20 protein-coding genes are annotated in these 17,543 nt (G+C 63.4%); 10 read left to right on the top strand and 10 right to left on the bottom strand.

Annotated elements, in window-relative coordinates; translation table 11 throughout:
* Positions 1 to 37: 37 nt before the first annotated feature.
* From rlmD to CAY82_RS12265, 4 genes are all read right to left on the bottom strand, one after another.
* Positions 38 to 1,396: a 23S rRNA (uracil(1939)-C(5))-methyltransferase RlmD gene (gene rlmD / locus CAY82_RS12280; RefSeq protein WP_087501443.1), complete on the bottom strand. Its 1,359-nt coding sequence runs from the start codon at positions 1,394 to 1,396 to the stop codon at positions 38 to 40.
* Positions 1,397 to 2,296: a cysteine synthase CysM gene (gene cysM / locus CAY82_RS12275; protein ID WP_087501442.1), complete on the bottom strand. Its 900-nt coding sequence runs from the start codon at positions 2,294 to 2,296 to the stop codon at positions 1,397 to 1,399.
* Positions 2,297 to 2,454: 158 nt separating this feature from the next.
* A complete protein-coding gene (locus CAY82_RS12270; RefSeq protein ID WP_087501441.1) occupies positions 2,455 to 3,846 on the bottom strand; it encodes a cell wall metabolism sensor histidine kinase WalK in 1,392 nt (463 codons plus the stop codon).
* A gap of 3 nt (positions 3,847 to 3,849) precedes the next feature.
* Positions 3,850 to 4,569 carry a response regulator transcription factor gene (locus CAY82_RS12265; protein ID WP_087501440.1) on the bottom strand — a complete coding sequence of 240 codons (720 nt, stop codon included), beginning with the start codon at positions 4,567 to 4,569 and terminating at the stop codon, positions 3,850 to 3,852.
* 193 nt (positions 4,570 to 4,762) lie between these two features.
* Between CAY82_RS12265 and CAY82_RS12260 the strand changes: the two genes are divergently transcribed.
* The 4 genes from CAY82_RS12260 (at position 4,763) to CAY82_RS12245 (ending at position 9,457) form a co-directional block, all read left to right on the top strand.
* Positions 4,763 to 7,519, top strand: coding sequence for a response regulator (locus CAY82_RS12260; protein WP_087501439.1), 2,757 nt, complete (start codon positions 4,763 to 4,765; stop codon positions 7,517 to 7,519).
* Between the two features lie 78 nt (positions 7,520 to 7,597).
* The gene (locus CAY82_RS12255; RefSeq protein WP_087501438.1) at positions 7,598 to 8,587 is read left to right on the top strand and encodes a 2-hydroxyacid dehydrogenase; all 990 of its coding nucleotides are present in this window, start codon (positions 7,598 to 7,600) and stop codon (positions 8,585 to 8,587) included.
* 31 nt (positions 8,588 to 8,618) lie between these two features.
* Positions 8,619 to 9,056 carry a hypothetical protein gene (locus CAY82_RS12250; RefSeq protein WP_087501437.1) on the top strand — a complete coding sequence of 146 codons (438 nt, stop codon included), beginning with the start codon at positions 8,619 to 8,621 and terminating at the stop codon, positions 9,054 to 9,056.
* Complete coding sequence (locus CAY82_RS12245) at positions 9,053 to 9,457, top strand: META domain-containing protein (RefSeq protein WP_087501436.1); 405 nt, start codon at positions 9,053 to 9,055, stop codon at positions 9,455 to 9,457. Before CAY82_RS12250 ends, CAY82_RS12245 begins: the two co-directional genes overlap by 4 nt.
* Before the next feature lie 35 nt (positions 9,458 to 9,492).
* Here CAY82_RS12245 and CAY82_RS12240 read toward each other — a convergent pair whose 3' ends face one another.
* Positions 9,493 to 9,957: a TlpA disulfide reductase family protein gene (locus tag CAY82_RS12240; RefSeq protein ID WP_087501435.1), complete on the bottom strand. Its 465-nt coding sequence runs from the start codon at positions 9,955 to 9,957 to the stop codon at positions 9,493 to 9,495.
* Between the two features lie 85 nt (positions 9,958 to 10,042).
* Between CAY82_RS12240 and arsC the strand changes: the two genes are divergently transcribed.
* The 3 genes from arsC to CAY82_RS12225 are packed head-to-tail and all read left to right on the top strand — an operon-like array spanning position 10,043 to position 11,404.
* The gene (gene arsC, locus CAY82_RS12235; RefSeq protein WP_087501434.1) at positions 10,043 to 10,396 is read left to right on the top strand and encodes an arsenate reductase (glutaredoxin); all 354 of its coding nucleotides are present in this window, start codon (positions 10,043 to 10,045) and stop codon (positions 10,394 to 10,396) included.
* Positions 10,393 to 10,998: an NAD(P)H:quinone oxidoreductase gene (gene wrbA / locus CAY82_RS12230; RefSeq protein WP_087501433.1), complete on the top strand. Its 606-nt coding sequence runs from the start codon at positions 10,393 to 10,395 to the stop codon at positions 10,996 to 10,998. Before arsC ends, wrbA begins: the two co-directional genes overlap by 4 nt.
* The gene (locus tag CAY82_RS12225; protein WP_075043999.1) at positions 10,991 to 11,404 is read left to right on the top strand and encodes a DUF2069 domain-containing protein; all 414 of its coding nucleotides are present in this window, start codon (positions 10,991 to 10,993) and stop codon (positions 11,402 to 11,404) included. Before wrbA ends, CAY82_RS12225 begins: the two co-directional genes overlap by 8 nt.
* 40 nt (positions 11,405 to 11,444) lie before the next feature.
* On the opposite strand, the gene CAY82_RS12220 is transcribed toward CAY82_RS12225, so the two are convergent.
* Together CAY82_RS12220 and ttcA are read right to left on the bottom strand one after the other, a co-directional pair.
* A complete protein-coding gene (locus CAY82_RS12220; RefSeq protein WP_087501432.1) occupies positions 11,445 to 12,116 on the bottom strand; it encodes a DNA-3-methyladenine glycosylase I in 672 nt (223 codons plus the stop codon).
* 4 nt (positions 12,117 to 12,120) lie between these two features.
* Positions 12,121 to 12,945, bottom strand: coding sequence for a tRNA 2-thiocytidine(32) synthetase TtcA (gene ttcA, locus CAY82_RS12215; RefSeq protein WP_012270926.1), 825 nt, complete (start codon positions 12,943 to 12,945; stop codon positions 12,121 to 12,123).
* A gap of 262 nt (positions 12,946 to 13,207) precedes the next feature.
* Here ttcA and CAY82_RS12210 point away from each other — a divergent pair, with 262 nt between their 5' ends.
* Positions 13,208 to 13,807, top strand: a complete 600-nt coding sequence (locus tag CAY82_RS12210; RefSeq protein WP_087501431.1) for a Yip1 family protein — start codon at positions 13,208 to 13,210, stop codon at positions 13,805 to 13,807.
* A 131-nt stretch (positions 13,808 to 13,938) separates the two neighbouring features.
* A complete protein-coding gene (locus tag CAY82_RS12205; protein WP_087501430.1) occupies positions 13,939 to 14,433 on the top strand; it encodes a SprT family zinc-dependent metalloprotease in 495 nt (164 codons plus the stop codon).
* A gap of 187 nt (positions 14,434 to 14,620) precedes the next feature.
* Here the strand turns inward: CAY82_RS12205 and fpr are convergent, their stop codons facing one another.
* The gene (fpr, locus tag CAY82_RS12200) at positions 14,621 to 15,400 is read right to left on the bottom strand and encodes a ferredoxin-NADP reductase (protein WP_003252381.1); all 780 of its coding nucleotides are present in this window, start codon (positions 15,398 to 15,400) and stop codon (positions 14,621 to 14,623) included.
* Between the two features lie 121 nt (positions 15,401 to 15,521).
* On the opposite strand from fpr, the gene finR reads away from it, so the two are divergent.
* Positions 15,522 to 16,448, top strand: a complete 927-nt coding sequence (finR, locus tag CAY82_RS12195) for a LysR family transcriptional regulator FinR (protein ID WP_087501429.1) — start codon at positions 15,522 to 15,524, stop codon at positions 16,446 to 16,448.
* Here finR and CAY82_RS12190 read toward each other — a convergent pair.
* Positions 16,445 to 16,810, bottom strand: coding sequence for a diacylglycerol kinase (locus CAY82_RS12190; protein ID WP_087501428.1), 366 nt, complete (start codon positions 16,808 to 16,810; stop codon positions 16,445 to 16,447). The genes finR and CAY82_RS12190 overlap by 4 nt on opposite strands.
* Before the next feature lie 73 nt (positions 16,811 to 16,883).
* Positions 16,884 to 17,534 (bottom strand): response regulator transcription factor ErdR, encoded by a 651-nt coding sequence (erdR, locus tag CAY82_RS12185; protein WP_025338000.1) that lies wholly within the window; start codon positions 17,532 to 17,534, stop codon positions 16,884 to 16,886.
* Between the last annotated feature and the right edge of the window lie 9 nt (positions 17,535 to 17,543).

Here is a 17,543-nt window from a genome sequence, read left to right as displayed (position 1 = left end):
CAGCATTCCGTGCAAGCCGCACCAAGGGGCCAGTCAGCTAGCCCGCTTCGAATAACGCCATGGCCTCGACATGCGCCGTCTGAGGAAACATGTCGAGAATCCCGGCCCTTTTTAACCGGTACCCCTGGCCGACCAGCACTTGGGCGTCTCGCGCCAGCGTGGCCGGGTTGCACGATACATAGACCAGCCGTCTGGCCTGGAGGCGTGCGATGCCTTGCACCACCTCGAAAGCACCGTCGCGCGGTGGATCCAAGAGTACCGCAGAAAAGCCTTCGGCGGCCCATCCGGCGCCTGCCAAAGGCTGCGATAAATCGGCCTGAAAAAACCGTGCATTATGCACATTGTTGTTCCGGGCATTGGCCGCGGCCCGCTCGACCATGGCCTGCACACCTTCCACTGCTACCACCTCCCGCGCCTGACGGGCCAGCGGCAGGGCGAAATTGCCCAGGCCGCAGAACAGGTCCAGCACGCGCTCGTCGGCCTGCGGTGCGAGCCAGGCCAGGGCCTGCTCGATCATCGCCGTGTTGACCTGGGCATTCACTTGTACGAAGTCACCCGGGCGCCAAGCCAGTTCCAACTGCCATGGTGCCAGGGCAAAGCCCAGTTGCGCGGACGGGTCCACTGGCGCCGGCTCACCCTCGCCCTGCAGCCACAGCTGGGCATTGGCCTGCTCGCAGAACGCCTGCAGCCTGGCCAGGTCTTCAGCCGGCAGCGGTGCAACATGGCGCACCAACAGCGCCTCGGCGGTGCCGCTGAACAGTTCCACATGGCCCAGCGCCTGCGGTTTGCCCAGTGAGCGCAGCACGGTTGGCAAGTGGCGCAGTATCGATTGCAAGGGCTGTACCAGCACCGCGCAATCGTCGATGGCAATGATGTCCTGGCTGGCTTCGGCGCGGAAGCCGACCTCCAGCTGACGCGCCTTGACGTCCCAGCGCACGGCCACGCGGGCACGGCGCCGGTAGCCGAATTCCGGCCCGCTCAACGGTGCAGCCCATTCCTCCGGCTGCACGCCGGCCACCCGCTGCAACTGCTCGGCCAGGGTGCGCTGCTTGAGCGCCAATTGCGCTTCGTGCGGCAGGTGCTGCAGGTTGCAACCACCGCAGCGCTCGTAATACCGGCACGGCGCCTGACGGCGCTCGGGGCTGGCCTGCAGCAGGCGCTCCAGACGGGCCTCGACCACTTTGCCACGGGCATTGAGCACCCGCGCCTCCACGGCCTCGCCGGCCAAGGCGCCACTGATGAACCAGGTGCGCCCCTCGTGGAAGGCAATACCCCGGCCGTCACCGGCCAGGCGCTCGATTTCCAGGCGCTGCTTCTTGCCCACCGGGACCTGGGGGCTGCGGTTGCCGCCGGCCGGCTGGAAGCGCAGGCCGCTGTTGCTTTTCTTCTTGGACATTTAGCTCGGGTCGAACAGGCCGGTGGACAGGTAACGGTCGCCGCGGTCGCAGACGATCGCGACCATCGTGGCATTTTCCACCTCGCGGGACAGGCGCAGCATGGCTGCAACTGCACCACCGGAAGACACACCGCAGAAAATGCCCTCTTCACGGGCAAGGCGGCGGGTGGTTTCTTCGGCTTCCTGCTGCGACATGTCGACCACGCGGTCGACGCGGCTGGCGTCAAAGATTTTCGGCAGGTATTCCTCGGGCCAGCGGCGGATACCCGGGATGGCCGAGCCTTCCATTGGTTGCAGGCCGATGATCTGCACCGCCGGGTTCTGTTCCTTGAGGTACTGCGAGCAACCCATGATGGTACCGGTGGTACCCATGGAGCTGATGAAATGGGTGATGGTGCCCTGGGTCTGCTGCCAGATCTCGGGGCCGGTGCTGTTGTAGTGGGCAATCGGGTTGTCGCCGTTGGCGAACTGGTCCAGCACCAGGCCGCGGCCTTCGGCCTGGAGTTTCTCAGCCAGGTCACGGGCGCCTTCCATGCCCTCTTCCTTGGTTACCAGGATCAGCTCGGCGCCATAGGCGGTCATGGCTGCCTTGCGCTCGGCGGTGGAGTTGTCGGGCATGATCAGGATCATCTTGTAGCCCTTGATCGCCGCCGCCATCGCCAGGGCGATGCCGGTGTTGCCGGAGGTGGCTTCGATCAGGGTGTCACCGGGCTTGATCTGGCCGCGCAGTTCGGCGCGGGTGATCATCGACAATGCCGGGCGGTCCTTCACCGAGCCGGCGGGATTGTTACCTTCGAGCTTGAGCAGGAGGGTGTTGCTGGTTTCGCCAGCGATGCGCTGCAGGCGAACCAGAGGCGTATTGCCGACGCAATCGGCGATGGTTGGGTACTGCAAGGTCATGGCGTATTTCACAATCCGGACGGCAGGGGTGCCTATCATACCGGCAAACCCTTCGCCGCCATATCACGCAATCTGTGGTGGATATAGCTACAAGCTATATCGATAGCCTGTACCGGCCCTTTCGCGGGTGAACCCGCTCCCACAGGGATTCACTGGCATCAAGAGTAGTGATGAACCTGTGGGAGCGGGTTCACCCGCGAAGGGGTCGGCACATGTAACGGCAAGCGCATCCACAACTGCAGCCCGCGTTTGCCATTCTGCGCCCACAAGGTGCCACCCTGGCGCTGGATGGCACTGCGGGCAATGCTCAGCCCCAGGCCGAAACCGCCATCCCCGGGCCGCGAACCGTCCAGCCGCGAGAACGGTGCAAAGATCCGCTCCAGGTCTTCTTCAGCCACGCCACCGCCTTCGTCTTCCAGCCACAACCGCCAATACCCGCCTTCACGCTGCCCACCGAGGCGCACCACACCATCGGCCGGTGAATGACGAATGGCATTGCGCAACAGGTTTTCCAGCGCCTGGGCAAGGTGGTTGAGGTTGCCCTGCACCCAGCAGTCGGCCGGCACTTCGCAGCGCAGCCGCGCCAGCGACCAGCCGCTTTCATAGCTGGCATTCTCGGCCAGCAGTTCCCACAGCGCCTGTACCTCGATCGGCTCCAGGTTCATCGGCGCACGCTCGGCATCCTGCCAGGCCAGTTGCAGGGTGTCCTCGACCAGCTGCTGCATGCAGTCCACCTCGCGCGTCAGGCGTTCACGCAGGCGTTGCAGGTCGGTTTCGCCATCGCAGGCCACCCGTAGCCGGCTCAGTGGCGTACGCATTTCGTGGGACAGATCACGCAGCAACTGCTGCTGCATGGCTACCGTACCCTGCAGCCGCTCGGCCATCTGGTCGAAGGCACGGGCCAGTTCGCCCAGTTCGTCATGCCGGGCGATGGTGCGTGGATCGAGGCGCGCCGACAGCTGGTCGGCACGCCAGGCATTGGCCTGCTCGCGCAACTGGTTCAATGGCACGATCAGCATGCGGTACAGGCCCACGCACAGCAGCAGGGTGAACAGGCCGGGGATGATGCCATTGGTGACAATGCGCCATAGCATCCGGTACTGGCCGGGGTTGAAACGCTGTGGCAGTTCGATCACCAGCATGCCCTGCTCCGGTGCCCCGGGGAACGGTATGCGCAGCCACGGCTGCTCAACGCTGCGCCGGCTCATCGGCCAGTCGACACCGCGCAGGCGGGTCAGCCGCTGCGTGATCTGCGGGTTCAGGATGGCGCTGTCGAGCGGCCGCAGATTGAGGTCAAGTACGCCAACCCAGCCGCGTTCTCGCTGGCGCATCGCCACCATCCAGCGGTCCAGCCCGACCCGCCCACCACTGCGCCAAGCTTGCTCGGCCTCGGCAGCATAGCCACGCAACACCTGCCGCGCCGGTTCCGAGAGGAAGGCGTTCTGGGTTTCCATGTGCCGGCCCCAGGTGTAACTGAGGCCGATCATCAGCAGGCAGAAGCCCACCAGCAGGATCGCCAGCTTCCAGAACAGCGAGTGGCGGTCGAGCATGGGTCACTCCGCCTCGCTGGCGCTGAGCACGTAGCCCTTGCCCCACACGGTGCGGATCTGCCTTTCGTGGTAGCCGATGCCCTTGAGCTTACGGCGGATCTGGCTTACGTGCATGTCCAGGCTGCGGTCATGCCGCGAATAACCTCGTTGCAGCACTTGCTGGTAAAGGAACGGCTTGCTCAGCACTTCGTCGAGGTTGCGATTGAGGATGTCGAGCAGGCGGTATTCGCTAGGAGTCAGGCCGGCCAGGTGGCCATCCAGACGCACGTCGCACAGCACCTCGTCGTATTGCAACTCGCCAATGCCAGCACGCCCCTGCGGGGCTTGATGGCGCCGTTCCAAGGCCACGCGGCGCAGGATGGCCTCGATGCGCACCTGCAGCTCGGCCATGCTGAACGGCTTGGGCAGGTAGTCGTCGGCACCCCGCTGAAAACCGCTGATGCGGTCGGCCTCGGCGCCCAGCGCCGACATCAGGATCACCGGCGTGGCGCTGTGCTTGCGCAACTGCGCCAGGGCATCCAGGCCGTTGAGCCCGGGCAGCAGGATGTCCAGGAGGACCACATCGAAAGCCTGGCGCCCCGCCGTTTCCAGACCCTCCAGGCCATTGCGGCACCAGGTCACCTGGAAGCCACCACGCTGCAGCTCTTCGTACAGATAGGCACCAAGGACCGGGTCATCCTCGATGGCGAGGATATTGGAGTTGTGAATAGCTACAGGATACATTTGCAACTGCCATGCATTCTCAATTGCGCAATTATTGAGCATCCTGTGCCTGCCAGGCAACCGCCCTGCGATCAATGCCCCTGCCAGGACGCAAAACACATACTAAAGAGGTGCAATAGCGCGGCAGGCGGAGTAACTTCCCGGCTTGGCCGTCATCGCTTGACGGCGTCCAGGCACATGACAGGAGGCGAGTGTGCTCGATCGCTTGGGAATTCGCAGCCGGGTCCTGCTGCTGGCCCTGCTGCCGGCCGGCCTCATGGCCCTGGTGCTAGGCAGTTACTTCACCTGGCTGCAGCAGAACGACCTGCGCATCCAGCTGCTGCAACGCGGCAAGATGATCGCCGAGCAACTGGCGCCGCTGGCCGCCCCTGCCATGGCCAAGCTGGCGCCAGCGCAACTGGAGCGCATTGCCGCGCAAACCCTGGAGCAGGCCGATGTGCGCGCAGTCGCCTTCCTGGCCCCGGACCGTACGCGCCTGGCCCACGCTGGCCCGAGCATGCTCAACCAGCCGCCCAGCGGCGGCGCCGGCACACAGATTCTGCAACGCAGTGGCAATGATGCCACCCGCTACCTGATGCCGGTTTTCGGCCACCACCGCGACCTGGCCACCGATGCCGTACCTGCCGAAGCCGAACGCCTGCTGGGCTGGGTCGAGATCGAACTGTCCCACGATGGCACCCTGCTGCGTGGCTATCGCAACCTGTTCACCAGCCTGTTGCTGATCCTCACGTGCCTGGTGCTCAGCGGCCTGCTGGCCCTGCGCATGAGCCGCACCATCAACGACCCTATCAAGCGCATCAAGCATGCAGTCAACCAGCTCAAGGACGGCCACCTCGAAGAACGCTTGCCGGCCATGGGCAGCCATGAGCTGGACGAGCTGGCGCGCGGCATCAACCGTATGGCCGAAACCCTGCACAACGCCCATGAAGAGCTGCAGCACAGCATCGATCAGGCCACCGAGGACGTACGCCAGAACCTGGAAACCATCGAGATCCAGAACATCGAGCTGGACATGGCGCGCAAGGAGGCCCTGGAGGCCAGCCGCATCAAGTCGGAATTCCTGGCCAACATGAGCCATGAAATCCGCACCCCGCTCAACGGCATCCTCGGTTTCACCCACTTGCTGCAGAAAAGCGAGCTGACACCGCGCCAACTGGACTACCTGAGCACCATCGAGAAGTCCGCCGACAACCTGCTGGGGATCATCAACGAGATCCTCGACTTCTCCAAGATCGAGGCCGGCAAGCTGGTGCTCGACAGTATCCCGTTCAACCTGCGCGACCTGATCCAGGACACCCTGACCATCCTCGCCCCGGCCGCCCATGCCAAGCAGCTGGAGCTGCTCAGCCTGATCTACCGCGACACCCCGTCGTCGCTGATTGGCGACCCATTGCGGCTCAAGCAGATCCTTACCAACCTGGTCAGCAACGCCATCAAGTTCACCCGCGAAGGCACCATCGTCGTGCGCGCCATGCTCGAAGACGAGCACGAGGACAGCGCACAGTTGCGCATCAGCGTGCAGGATACCGGCATCGGCCTGTCGCCGCAGGATGTGCGTACGCTGTTCCAGGCTTTCAGCCAGGCCGACAACTCGCTGGCCCGCCAACCCGGCGGCACCGGCCTGGGACTGGTGATTTCCAAGCGCCTGATCGAGCAGATGGGCGGCGAAATCGGCGTCGACAGCACCCCGGGCGAGGGCTCGCAGTTCTGGATCAGCCTCAACCTGCCCAAGGCCCACGACGGTGTCGAGGAGCTGCCGCTGCAACCGCTGCTGGGCCGCCGCGCGGCCATCGTCGATGGCCACGAACTGGCACGTCAGGCGCTGGAACACCAACTGCAAGACTGCGGCCTCAGCGTCAGCCTGTTCGCCTCCTACGACCAGTTGCTGCAGGGCGTGCAGGCTGCCAGCCAGGCTGGCCTGCCGTTCGATTTTGCCGTACTCGGGGCCAACCTGGGCAACCTGTCGCCCGAGCAACTGGGCCACTACCACCAGCAGCTCGAACGCTACCATTGCCAGTGCGTGGTGCTGTGCCCGACCACTGAGCAGGCGCTGTACCACCCGTACCTGCCTAACGGCCATGGCCAGTTGTTGTCCAAGCCGACCTGCACGCGCAAACTGCGCCGCCTGTTGCTGGAACTGGTGCAACCGCGCCGTCCGCAGGGCGAGGTGAACAGTGTCAACGGCCAGCGCCAGCCAAAGATCCTCTGTGTCGACGACAACGCCGCCAACCTGCTGCTGGTGCAGACCCTGCTCGAAGACCTGGGCGCCGAGGTACTGGCCGTCGACAATGGCTATGCGGCGGTGCAGGCAGTGCAGAATGAACCCTTCGACCTGGTGCTGATGGACGTGCAGATGCCCGGCATGGACGGCCGCGCCTGCACCGAGCAGATCCGCCTGTGGGAAAATACCCAAAGCGGCAACCCGCTGCCGATCGTCGCCCTCACCGCCCACGCCATGGCCAATGAGAAACGCGCGTTGCTGCACGGTGGCATGGACGACTACCTGACCAAGCCGATCAGCGAACGGCAGCTGGCCCAGGTGGTGATGAAATGGACCGGCCTGAGTCTGGGTGCGCCACAGCAGGAACGCCTGGCCGAGCAACTGACCAGCAGTGATGAACTGAAGGTGCTCGACCCCGAGGAAGGCCTGCGCCTGGCCGCCGGCAAAGCGGACCTGGCGGCCGATATGCTGAGCATGCTGCTTACCTCGCTGGAAGCCGACCGCGAAGCCATACGCGTCGCCCGCGAGGCCGACGACCGCAACGGCCTGATCGAACAGGTGCACCGTCTGAATGGCGCCTCGCGTTATTGCGGCGTGCCGCAGTTGCGGGCCGCGTGCCAGCGCAGCGAGACCTTGCTCAAGCAGGAAAACCCGCTGGCACAGCAGGCACTGGACGAACTGGATGCGGCAATCAACCGCTTGGCTGCTCAAGCCAGATTGAGCGCCTGAAGTCCGGGCCGGCATGAATCAATACTGGGCAAACATCGCGGAGTACAATCCCCAGACCACTGCAAAGGAAGCCCCACCATGCGCGCCCTGTTGTTCAGCAGCCAGCACTACGACCAGGAAAGCTTCACCCGAGCCGCCAGCGGCACCACCCTGGACCTGCACTTCCAGCCCGCCCGCCTGACCCTCGACACAGCTGCCCTGGCCGATGGCTACGAGGTGGTCTGCGCTTTCATAAATGACGAACTCGACGCCCAGGTGCTGCAACGCCTGGCCGCAGGCGGCACGCGCCTGGTTGCCCTGCGCTCGGCCGGCTACAACCATGTCGACCTGGCCGCCGCACAGCACCTGGGGCTGACCGTGGTACGGGTGCCGGCCTACTCGCCACACGCCGTGGCCGAGCACGCCGTGGCACTGATCCTGGCCCTCAACCGGCGCCTGCACCGGGCTTACAACCGCACCCGCGAGGGTGATTTCACCCTGCACGGGCTGACCGGCTTCGACCTGCACGGCAAAACCGTCGGCGTGGTCGGTACCGGCCAGATCGGCGCCACCTTCGCACGCATCATGGCCGGTTTCGGCTGCCAGTTGCTAGCCTATGACCCCCACCCCAACCCCGAGCTGCTGGCCCTGGGCGCGCGCTACCTGCCATTGCCCGAGTTGTTGCGCGAAGCCCGCATCATCAGCTTGCACTGCCCGCTGACCGAGCAAACCCGGCACCTGATCAATGCGCAAAGCCTGGCCCAGCTAAAATCCGGCGCCATGCTGATCAACACCGGGCGCGGCGCGCTGGTCGACACCCCGGCACTGATCGACGCGCTGAAGAGCGGCCAGCTCGGCTACCTGGGCCTGGACGTCTACGAAGAAGAAGCCCAGCTGTTCTTCGAGGACCGCTCCGACCTGCCGCTGCAGGACGACGTGCTCGCCCGCCTGCTTACCTTCCCAAACGTGATCATCACCGCCCACCAGGCTTTCCTTACTCGCGAGGCACTGGATGCCATCGCCGCAACCACGCTGGAAAACATCAAGCGCTGGGCGGCAGGTAATCCACAGAATCTGGTAATGGGTTAGTGCTAGGATACGCGGCATTTCTGGAGGACCCATGGTCGAGCACGATTTTCGCTACACCCTTTTCAACCCGCAACACACCCTGATCGAGTGCCGCGCACTGGTGCCGGGCCGTTACCAAGTCACCGGCAACGGCGGCTCGATGCACAAAGGCGACACCCTGCTGGTCACCCTCAAGGGCAGCAAGGACTTGTCCATGCGCCTGACAGTGGAGAGCGTGCGTCACCTGATCAATCCGCGCGGCCAGTGGGTTGCCGTGGCCAGCGGCCCGGTATTCAACGAGCTGGAAATCCTCACCTGGCAGGTCGCATGCAACAGCTGCGACGCCGTACTGGATTTCGAGTTTGCGGTGGACGCCAAGCTGGGCAAGAAAGCCCGCCAGCCTGCCGCCAGCGCGCGCATTGCCGAGCTGGGCTGGGCCAGCCGTGGCGAGAAGCACCTGTGCCCGCGTTGCCAGGAGAACGCCGAGTGAAGAATCTGCTGACCGGCGTGCTGGTTGCCACCGGCCTGCTCGGCTGCGCCGCGGAACCTTCCAAGCTGCAGCAGGAGCGCAGCTATGTGCTGGAGTGGATAGGCGAACGGCCGCTGATCGACTACAGCCACCTGACCCTGACCCTGGCCAGCGATGGTCGTGCCTATGGCAACGGCGGCTGTAATCACTGGTTCGCACCGTACACACTGGATGGCGAGCACCTGAGCTTCGGCAAGGTCGGCAAGACCCGCAAGCTGTGCGCACCGGCGTTGATGGAGCAGGAGAAGCGCTTCCTGCAGGCGCTGGAAACGGTGCAGCGCTGGGATGTATCGCCTATCGAGCAAATGCGCTTCTGGCCGGCCGAAGGCAAGCCACTGCGCTTCTGGCCTGAGGAAGGCTGAATATTGCCGGGGCCGCTTTGCGGCCCCAAAATGCTTCAGGCGCCCTTCAGGGCCTTGATCCTGGCCTGCAGCCCTTCCCGGGTCTGCTCGCCCATCAGCTGTTCCCGCACCTTGCCCTTGTCATCGATGATGTAAGTCACCGGCAACGCCTCGCTGCGCGGGAGGTCATAGCGCTCGGCCGGGTCCTGCGCCAATACGGTGAAATCGATACCCAGGGTTTCGGCAGCCTGTTTCAGTTCCTGCCCCTGCAAGCCATCGAAGTTTACCCCCACCACCTTGATACCGTCGGCCGCCCACTGCCTGGCTGCCGCGTTCAGCTCAGGAATCTCGGTACGGCACGGCCCGCACCATTCCGCCCAATAGTTGAGCACCAGCCAGTGCCCATCGATCTGTTCGGCCTTAACCGTATTACCGTGTTGGTCCACGCCATAATCGGCACCGCAACCACCGAGCAACAAGCTCGCGGTGATGGCCAGTACTGCTGCCAGACGCCTTGCCATGGGTCAATCCTTCTCGAGTTTTAAAGCAAATTGGTCAGTCGCTGCGGTTAGAATAGCCGCCACACCCTGCTGGATGCGACCCGACATGACCGACCTTACGCTCTATCATAACCCGCGCTGCTCGAAATCCCGCGGCGCCCTGGAACTGCTCGAAGCTCGTGGCCTGGCGCCGACCATCGTGCGCTACCTCGAGACCCCGCCCGACGCCGCCGCTCTCAAGGTGCTGCTCGGCAAGCTGGGCATCGCCCCGCGCCAGCTGCTGCGTACCGGCGAAGACGAGTACAAGGAGCTGAACCTGGCCGACCCGGCGCTGACCGACGCGCAACTGATCGAGGCCATGGCCCGGCATCCCAAGCTGATCGAGCGGCCGATCCTGGTCGCCGGTGACAAGGCCGTGGTTGGTCGCCCGCCCGAGAAAGTGCTGGAGATCCTGCCGTGAACCAGCCCTATATCCTGGTGCTGTATTACAGTCGCCATGGTTCGACCAGCGAGATGGCACGGCACATTGCCCGCGGCATCGAGCTGGCCGGTATGGAAGCCCGCCTGCGCACGGTGCCGGCGATATCCACCGAGTGCGAAGCGGTGGCCCCGGATATCCCGGCCAGTGGCGCGCTGTACGCTACCCTCGACGACCTGCGCCACTGCGCCGGCCTGGTACTGGGCAGCCCGACCCGCTTCGGCAACATGGCGGCGCCGCTCAAGTACTTCCTGGATGGCACCAGCAGCCTGTGGCTGGGCGGCGAGCTGGTCGGCAAGCCGGCGGGCGTGTTCACCTCCACCGCCAGCCTGCACGGCGGCCAGGAAACCACCCTGCTGTCGATGATGCTGCCGCTGATGCACCACGGCATGCTGGTAATGGGCCTGCCGTACAGCGAGTCGGCATTGCTGGAGACCCGCGGCGGTGGCACACCATATGGCGCCAGCCATCATGCTGGCGCCGATGGCAAGCGCGAACTCGACCAACACGAGATCACCCTGTGCCGCGCCCTTGGCCAACGCCTGGCGACCACCGCCAAGGCCCTGGAGGCCGCACGTGGCTAAGAAACCCAAGGTATTGCCGGCGCTGGAATGGCTGGCACCGCGCCTGCGCCTGACGCGGGCGTTGAGCCTGGCGTTCTTCTTCGGCCTGATCGCCCTGCTGGTGGTGAACAACTTGTGGTTCGCCAACCTGCACGGGGCGCGGGTCGAGGTGATCCTGGCAATCGAGCTGGTACCGTTGCTGCTGTTGTTGCCGGGCATGCTGACGGGCAGCGCCCGGGCACATGCCTGGACCTGCTTCGTGGTGAATATCTATTTCATCAAAGGCGTGCTGGCGGCGTTCGACCCGGCGCGGGCAGTATTTGGCTGGGTTGAAGTGCTGGTGAGCCTGGGGCTGTTCATTGCCGGGCTGCTGTATGTGCGCTGGAAGTTCCAGCATGAGCGGCGCATGGCGGGCGAAGGCAGTTAGATTCTTCGCGGGCTTGCCCGCGAAGAGGCCGACACAAATCTCAATGGTTGACGGTATGCGCCAGCATCACCGACAGCTGGCACAGCGGCCGCCCACTCTCGACATGCCACTGGTTGAACGCCTGCTGCACCAAGGCCAGGTCCCGCTGGCTGGTCGGCGGCTTGTCGATCACCTTCTGCGCAATCAATGCCGCGGCCATGTCATCGGTAGGGATGAACGTGTCTTTGCCGACCATGCGCAGGAAGCGCGGCGCCGACAACCCGCCCAACTGGTTGCCATGCTTGGCCAGGTACTTCCACAAACCGACGATGTCGGTCACCGGCCAGTCGGCGATGAAGGCACCGAAACTGCCCTTCTCCTTCGCCACGTCAAGGACCATCTGCGCATTGCGCGGCACGCTCTTGAGCTTGCCCAGGTGGCGGATGATGCGCTCGTCGTGCATCAGCCGCTCCAGGTGCTCGGCGCCCATCAGTACCACCTTCTCCGGCTCGAAGCCGAAGAACACCTGCTCGAACGCCGGCCACCTGGCATCCACCAGGCTGTGTTTTAGCCCGGCGCGGAACACGCGCAGGGCCAAGGTCGACAGGTAGCGATCGTCGCTGATATCACGCAGTTGCGCCGGCGTGCGCGGTTGCGGCAGGAAGGCCTCCAGTGCCTGGGCCGAGCCGAAGCGGTTCAGGCAGTACTCATGCAACCACTGATAATCGCGCATGGGCTCAGATGTTCAGCACGTCAAGAAAACGCGGGGTGGCGTTTTCGTCGATCTTCAGGCTGGTGAAGTCGAACAGGTTGCGGTCGGCCAGCTGCGACGGTGCCACATTCTGCAGGGCGCGGAAGATGCTCTCGGTACGGCCCGGGTGCTTGCGCTCCCACTCCACCAGCATGTCCTTGACCACCTGGCGCTGCAGGTTTTCCTGCGAACCGCACAGGTTGCACGGGATGATCGGGAATTCCTTCATGTCCGAGTAGGCCTGGATATCCTTTTCGCTGCAGTAGGCCAGCGGGCGGATCACCACGTTGCGGCCATCGTCGGCGCGCAGCTTCGGCGGCATGCCCTTGAGCGCGCCGTTGAAGAACATGTTGAGGAAGAAGGTTTCGACGATGTCGTCGCGGTGGTGCCCCAATGCCATCTTGGTCGCACCGATTTCGTCGGCGAAGGTGTACAGGGTGCCACGGCGCAGACGCGAACACAGCGAACAGGTGGTCTTGCCCTCGGGGACCAGCTCCTTGACCACCGAGTAGGTGTCCTTCTCGACGATGTGGTACTCGACGCCCAGCTCCTTGAGGTAGGCCGGCAGCACATGCTCGGGGAAACCCGGCTGCTTCTGGTCCATGTTCACCGCGACGATCTCGAACTTGATCGGTGCCACCTTCTGCAGGTGCAACAGAACGTCGAGCATGGTGTAGCTGTCCTTGCCGCCGGACAGGCAGACCATGACCTTGTCGCCATCCTCGATCATGTTGTAGTCGGTGATGGCTTCGCCGGCGAGACGACGCAGGCGTTTTTGCAGTTTGTTCTGGTTGACCGAGAGGGTGCCCATAGCGCTTGGATCCGCGAGGTGTGACAAAAGCCGGCTATTTTACGCACAAACTCGGCGGCGCTGTAGGCATTCCGATAAAGACTTCAATGTAATCAACAGTGGGCCTGACAGCGCAATTTGCTCTAAAAAGCATGGTTTGTGCGGGTAACGGCTTCCTATACTGCGACATAAGGCCACATTACCGCTTGCTTCGGTGTTCGGGCCTCGGGCCGCTTGCGCTCCATCTGGGGGGCGTCTGGCAACATTGAGAGGAGTGACCGGCATGATTCATCACGTTGTGGGGCTGTTTACCCATCCCGACCAGGAATGGCGGGAAATTCGTGGCGAAGAAGAAACCATCAGCCACATGTACCTGACGCACACCCTGATCCTGGCTGCGATCCCCGCCGTTTCGGCGTTCATCGGTACCACCCAGGTTGGCTGGGTGATCGGCGACCGGCCAGCGGTGATGCTGACCATGGAAAGCGCCATCTGGATGAGCATCATGTCGTACCTTGCGATGCTTGCAGGGGTGGCGGTGATGGGTGCGTTCATCCACTGGATGGCCCGCACCTATGATGCCAACCCGTCCATGGCACAGTGCATCGCCTTTGCCACCTACACCGCCACTCCATTGTTCATCGGCGGCCTGGCGGCGCTGTACCCGCACCTGTGGCTGGGCATGCTGGTTGGCACCGCCGCCATCTGCTACACGGTGTACCTGCTGTACGTCGGCTTGCCGACGTTCATGAACATACCGTCCGACGAAGGCTTCCTGTTCTCCAGCTCGGTGCTGGCGGTAGGCCTTGTGGTACTGGTGGCGATCATGGCCGCCACGGTGATCATCTGGGGACTGGGCGTGGGGCCCGTCTACACCAACTAGAACAGACTCGACCAACACTGGGGCATCAACCTGGGGCCGCCGCAAGGCGGCCTCTGGCTGTACGCTGACCGGTGGCTCGGCAGGCTGCCCGGGGTTGCGGCATAATGCCCGGTCAGGAGAACCACCCCGCCATGCCCGAGCTGCTCAGACAACGCGTCGAAACCTGTTACCAGCAAGCCGAAACTTTCTTCAAACGCCCCTTCCCGCGCCCGGAAGTCAGCTTCAAGCTGCGCGGGCAAAAAGCGGGTGTCGCCCACCTGCACGAGAACCTGCTGCGCTTCAACCTGCAGCTTTACCGCGAAAACCAGGAAGACTTCCTGCGCCAGACCGTGGCCCATGAAGTGGCCCACCTGGTGGCTCACCAGTTGTTCGGCGACCGTATCCAGGCCCATGGCGAGGAGTGGCAGCTAATCATGCGCGGGGTGTATGAACTGCCGCCCAACCGTTGCCACAACTATCAGGTGCAACGACGCATGGCTACCCGCTACATCTACCGCTGCCCGTGCCCGCAGAGCGACTTCCCGTTTACCGCACAGCGGCACAAGCTGGTGCGCCAGGGGCGGCGCTACCTGTGCAAGCGGTGTCGGGAGATATTGGTATACAGCGGCGAGACACGCGTCGAATAGATTGTGTCTTGCCTGCGCCGGCCTCTTCGCGGGTAAACCCGCTCCCACAGGGATATCACAAGGCCTGAGGTCAGTGGTACCCCTGTGGGAGCGGGTTTACCCGCGAAGAGGCCGGTGCTGGTAATACATGATTCACAGGCACAAGAAAGGCGACCCAAGGGTCGCCTTCTTTGCATCAGCCTGCGCCTTACTTCTCGACGAAGGCACGCTCGATCAGGTAGTCACCCGGCTCACGCATACGCGGGGAAATCTTCAGGCCGAAGCTGTCCAGCACTTCGCTGGTCTCGTCGAGCATGCTCGGGCTACCGCAGATCATCGCGCGGTCATCCTGCGGGTTGATCGGTGGCAGGCCGATGTCGCTGAACAGTTTGCCGCTACGCATCAGGTCGGTCAGGCGGCCCTGGTTCTCGAACGGTTCGCGGGTCACGGTCGGGTAGTAGATCAGCTTGTCGCGAACCGACTCACCGAAGAATTCGTTCTGCGGCAGGTGCTCGGTGATGAACTCGCGGTAGGCCACTTCGTTCACGTAGCGCACGCCGTGCACCAGGATCACTTTCTCGAAACGCTCGTAGGTTTCCGGGTCCTGGATAACACTCATGAACGGCGCCAGGCCAGTACCGGTGCTCAGCAGGTACAGGTGCTTGCCCGGGTTCAGGTCATCGAGTACCAGGGTACCGGTAGGCTTCTTGCTGATGATGATCTCGTCGCCTTCCTTCAGGTGCTGCAGTTGCGAGGTCAGCGGACCGTCCGGCACCTTGATGCTGAAGAATTCCAGGTGCTCTTCCCAGTTCGGCGAAGCGATGGAATAGGCGCGCATGAGCGGACGGCCGTTGTCCTGTTGCAGGCCGATCATCACGAACTGACCGTTCTCGAAGCGCAGGCCCGGGTCACGGGTGCACTTGAAGCTGAACAGGGTGTCGTTCCAGTGGTGCACACTGAGGACACGTTCGTGGTTCATGTTGCTCATCTAATGGGGCTCCTGAAGAAAGACGCGGCGCGCGCAAGACGCACAGTTGCGCGATAGTTTAGGGGCAGCGACAATATCTGTTAACTGGATTATCAAGATATGTGTTATCGGTTATATCGATATGCGATTTACACTTCGTCAACTGCAGGTCTTCGTTGCCGTGGCCCAGCACCAGAGCGTTTCACGCGCCGCCAGTGTGCTGGCTTTGTCGCAGTCGGCCGCCAGCACCTCGATCACCGAGCTTGAGCGCCAGTCCAGCTGCCAACTGTTCGACCGTGCCGGCAAGCGCCTGAGCCTCAATGCCCTGGGCCAGCAACTGTTGCCGCAGGCCGTGGCCCTGCTCGACCAGGCCAAGGAAATCGAAGACCTGCTCAATGGCAAGTCCGGTTTCGGCTCGCTGGCGGTCGGCGCCACACTGACCATCGGCAACTACCTGGCCACCCTGCTGATAGGCAGCTTCATGCAGGTGCACCCGGAAAGCCAGGTGAAGCTGCATGTGCAGAATACCGCGCATATCGTGCAACAGGTTGCGCATCACGAAATTGATCTGGGTCTGATCGAAGGTGACTGCAACCACCCGGACCTTGAAGTGCAGCCCTGGGTCGAGGACGAGCTGGTGGTGTTCTGCGCGCCGCAGCACCCGCTCGCCAAGCTGGGCCGTGCCGATGTACAGACCTTGTCCCAGGAGGCGTGGATCCTGCGCGAACAGGGCTCAGGCACGCGCCTGACCTTCGACCAGGCCATGCGCCACCACCGCACCAACCTCAACATCCGCCTGGAACTGGAACACACCGAAGCAATCAAGCGCGCGGTGGAGTCGGGCCTGGGCATCGGCTGTATCTCGCGTCTGGCCCTGCGCGACGCCTTCCGCCGTGGCAGCCTGGTGCCGGTGGAAACCCCGGCGCTGGACCTGATGCGCCAGTTCTACTTCATCTGGCACAAACAGAAGTACCAGACCTCGGCCATGCGCGAATTTCTCGAACTGTGCCGCAACTTCACGGCGGGCTTCACCCGCAGTGACGAGATCGTGTTGCCACCGATCGCTTAAAGCAGGATCACACCCCACACCAACGCCACCATGGTAAGTGCCACCAGTTGCGCGGCGCTGCCCATGTCCTTGGCGTTTTTCGACAGCGGATGGCGCTCCAGCGAAATGCGGTCGATGGCAGCCTCCACGGCCGAGTTGAACAGCTCGACAATCAAGCCCAACAGGCACACGGCGATCATGATCGCCCGCTCCGCACGGCTGACCGGCAGCCAGAAGGCGATTGGGATCAGCAGCACGTTGAGCAGCACCAGCTGGCGGAACGCGGCCTCGCCCTTGAAGGCAGCACGCAGGCCGTCCAGAGAATAGCCAGCGGCGTTGAGGATACGTTTGAGGCCAGTCTGGCCCTTGAATGGCGATGTCATGTGAGTCACTTCACAACAGAAAAGCCAGCAGACTAGACCGGCACGGGTCAAAAAAGCGTGAAGCCACGCGCACTCAGCTGCTGGCTACCGATTCAAGTTGTTGTAGCAGCAGCGCGGCCTGGGTGCGGGTACGCACACCCAGCTTGCGGAAAATCGCGGTCACGTGGGCCTTGATGGTCGCTTCAGATACGTTCAGCTCATAGGCAATCTGCTTGTTCAGCAAACCTTCGCAGACCATGGTCAGCACGCGGAACTGCTGCGGCGTGAGGCTGGCCAGGCCTTCGCTGGCGGCCTTGGCCTCGGCCGAGACATCGACCTTTTCGAACGCCTGCGGTGGCCACCAGACCTCGCCGTCGAGCACCTTGCGCACCGCATCCTGGATCACTTCCAGGGTGCTGGACTTGGGAATGAAGCCACTGGCGCCGAACTCGCGAGACTTGACCACTACTGCGGCCTCTTCCTGCGCCGATACCATCACCACCGGAATCTGCGGGTATTGCCCACGCAGCAGCACCAACCCGGAAAAACCGTAGGCACCCGGCATGTTCAAGTCCAGCAGCACCAGGTCCCAGTCGGCCTTTTCGCTCAGGCGGGTTTCCAGTTCGGCAATGCTGGCGACTTCAACCAGGCGTACATCCGGGCCCAGGCCGAGGGTAACGGCCTGGCGCAGGGCACCACGGAACAGCGGGTGGTCATCGGCAATCAGGATTTCGTAAGTGGCCATCGATCTGGG

It is taken from the genome of Pseudomonas sp. SID14000 (assembly GCF_002165135.1).
In the GTDB taxonomy this organism is placed as follows: Bacteria; Pseudomonadota; Gammaproteobacteria; order Pseudomonadales; family Pseudomonadaceae; genus Aquipseudomonas.
Note: the sequence above shows the minus strand (reverse complement) of the source record. Positions and strands in the feature narration are given on the sequence as shown.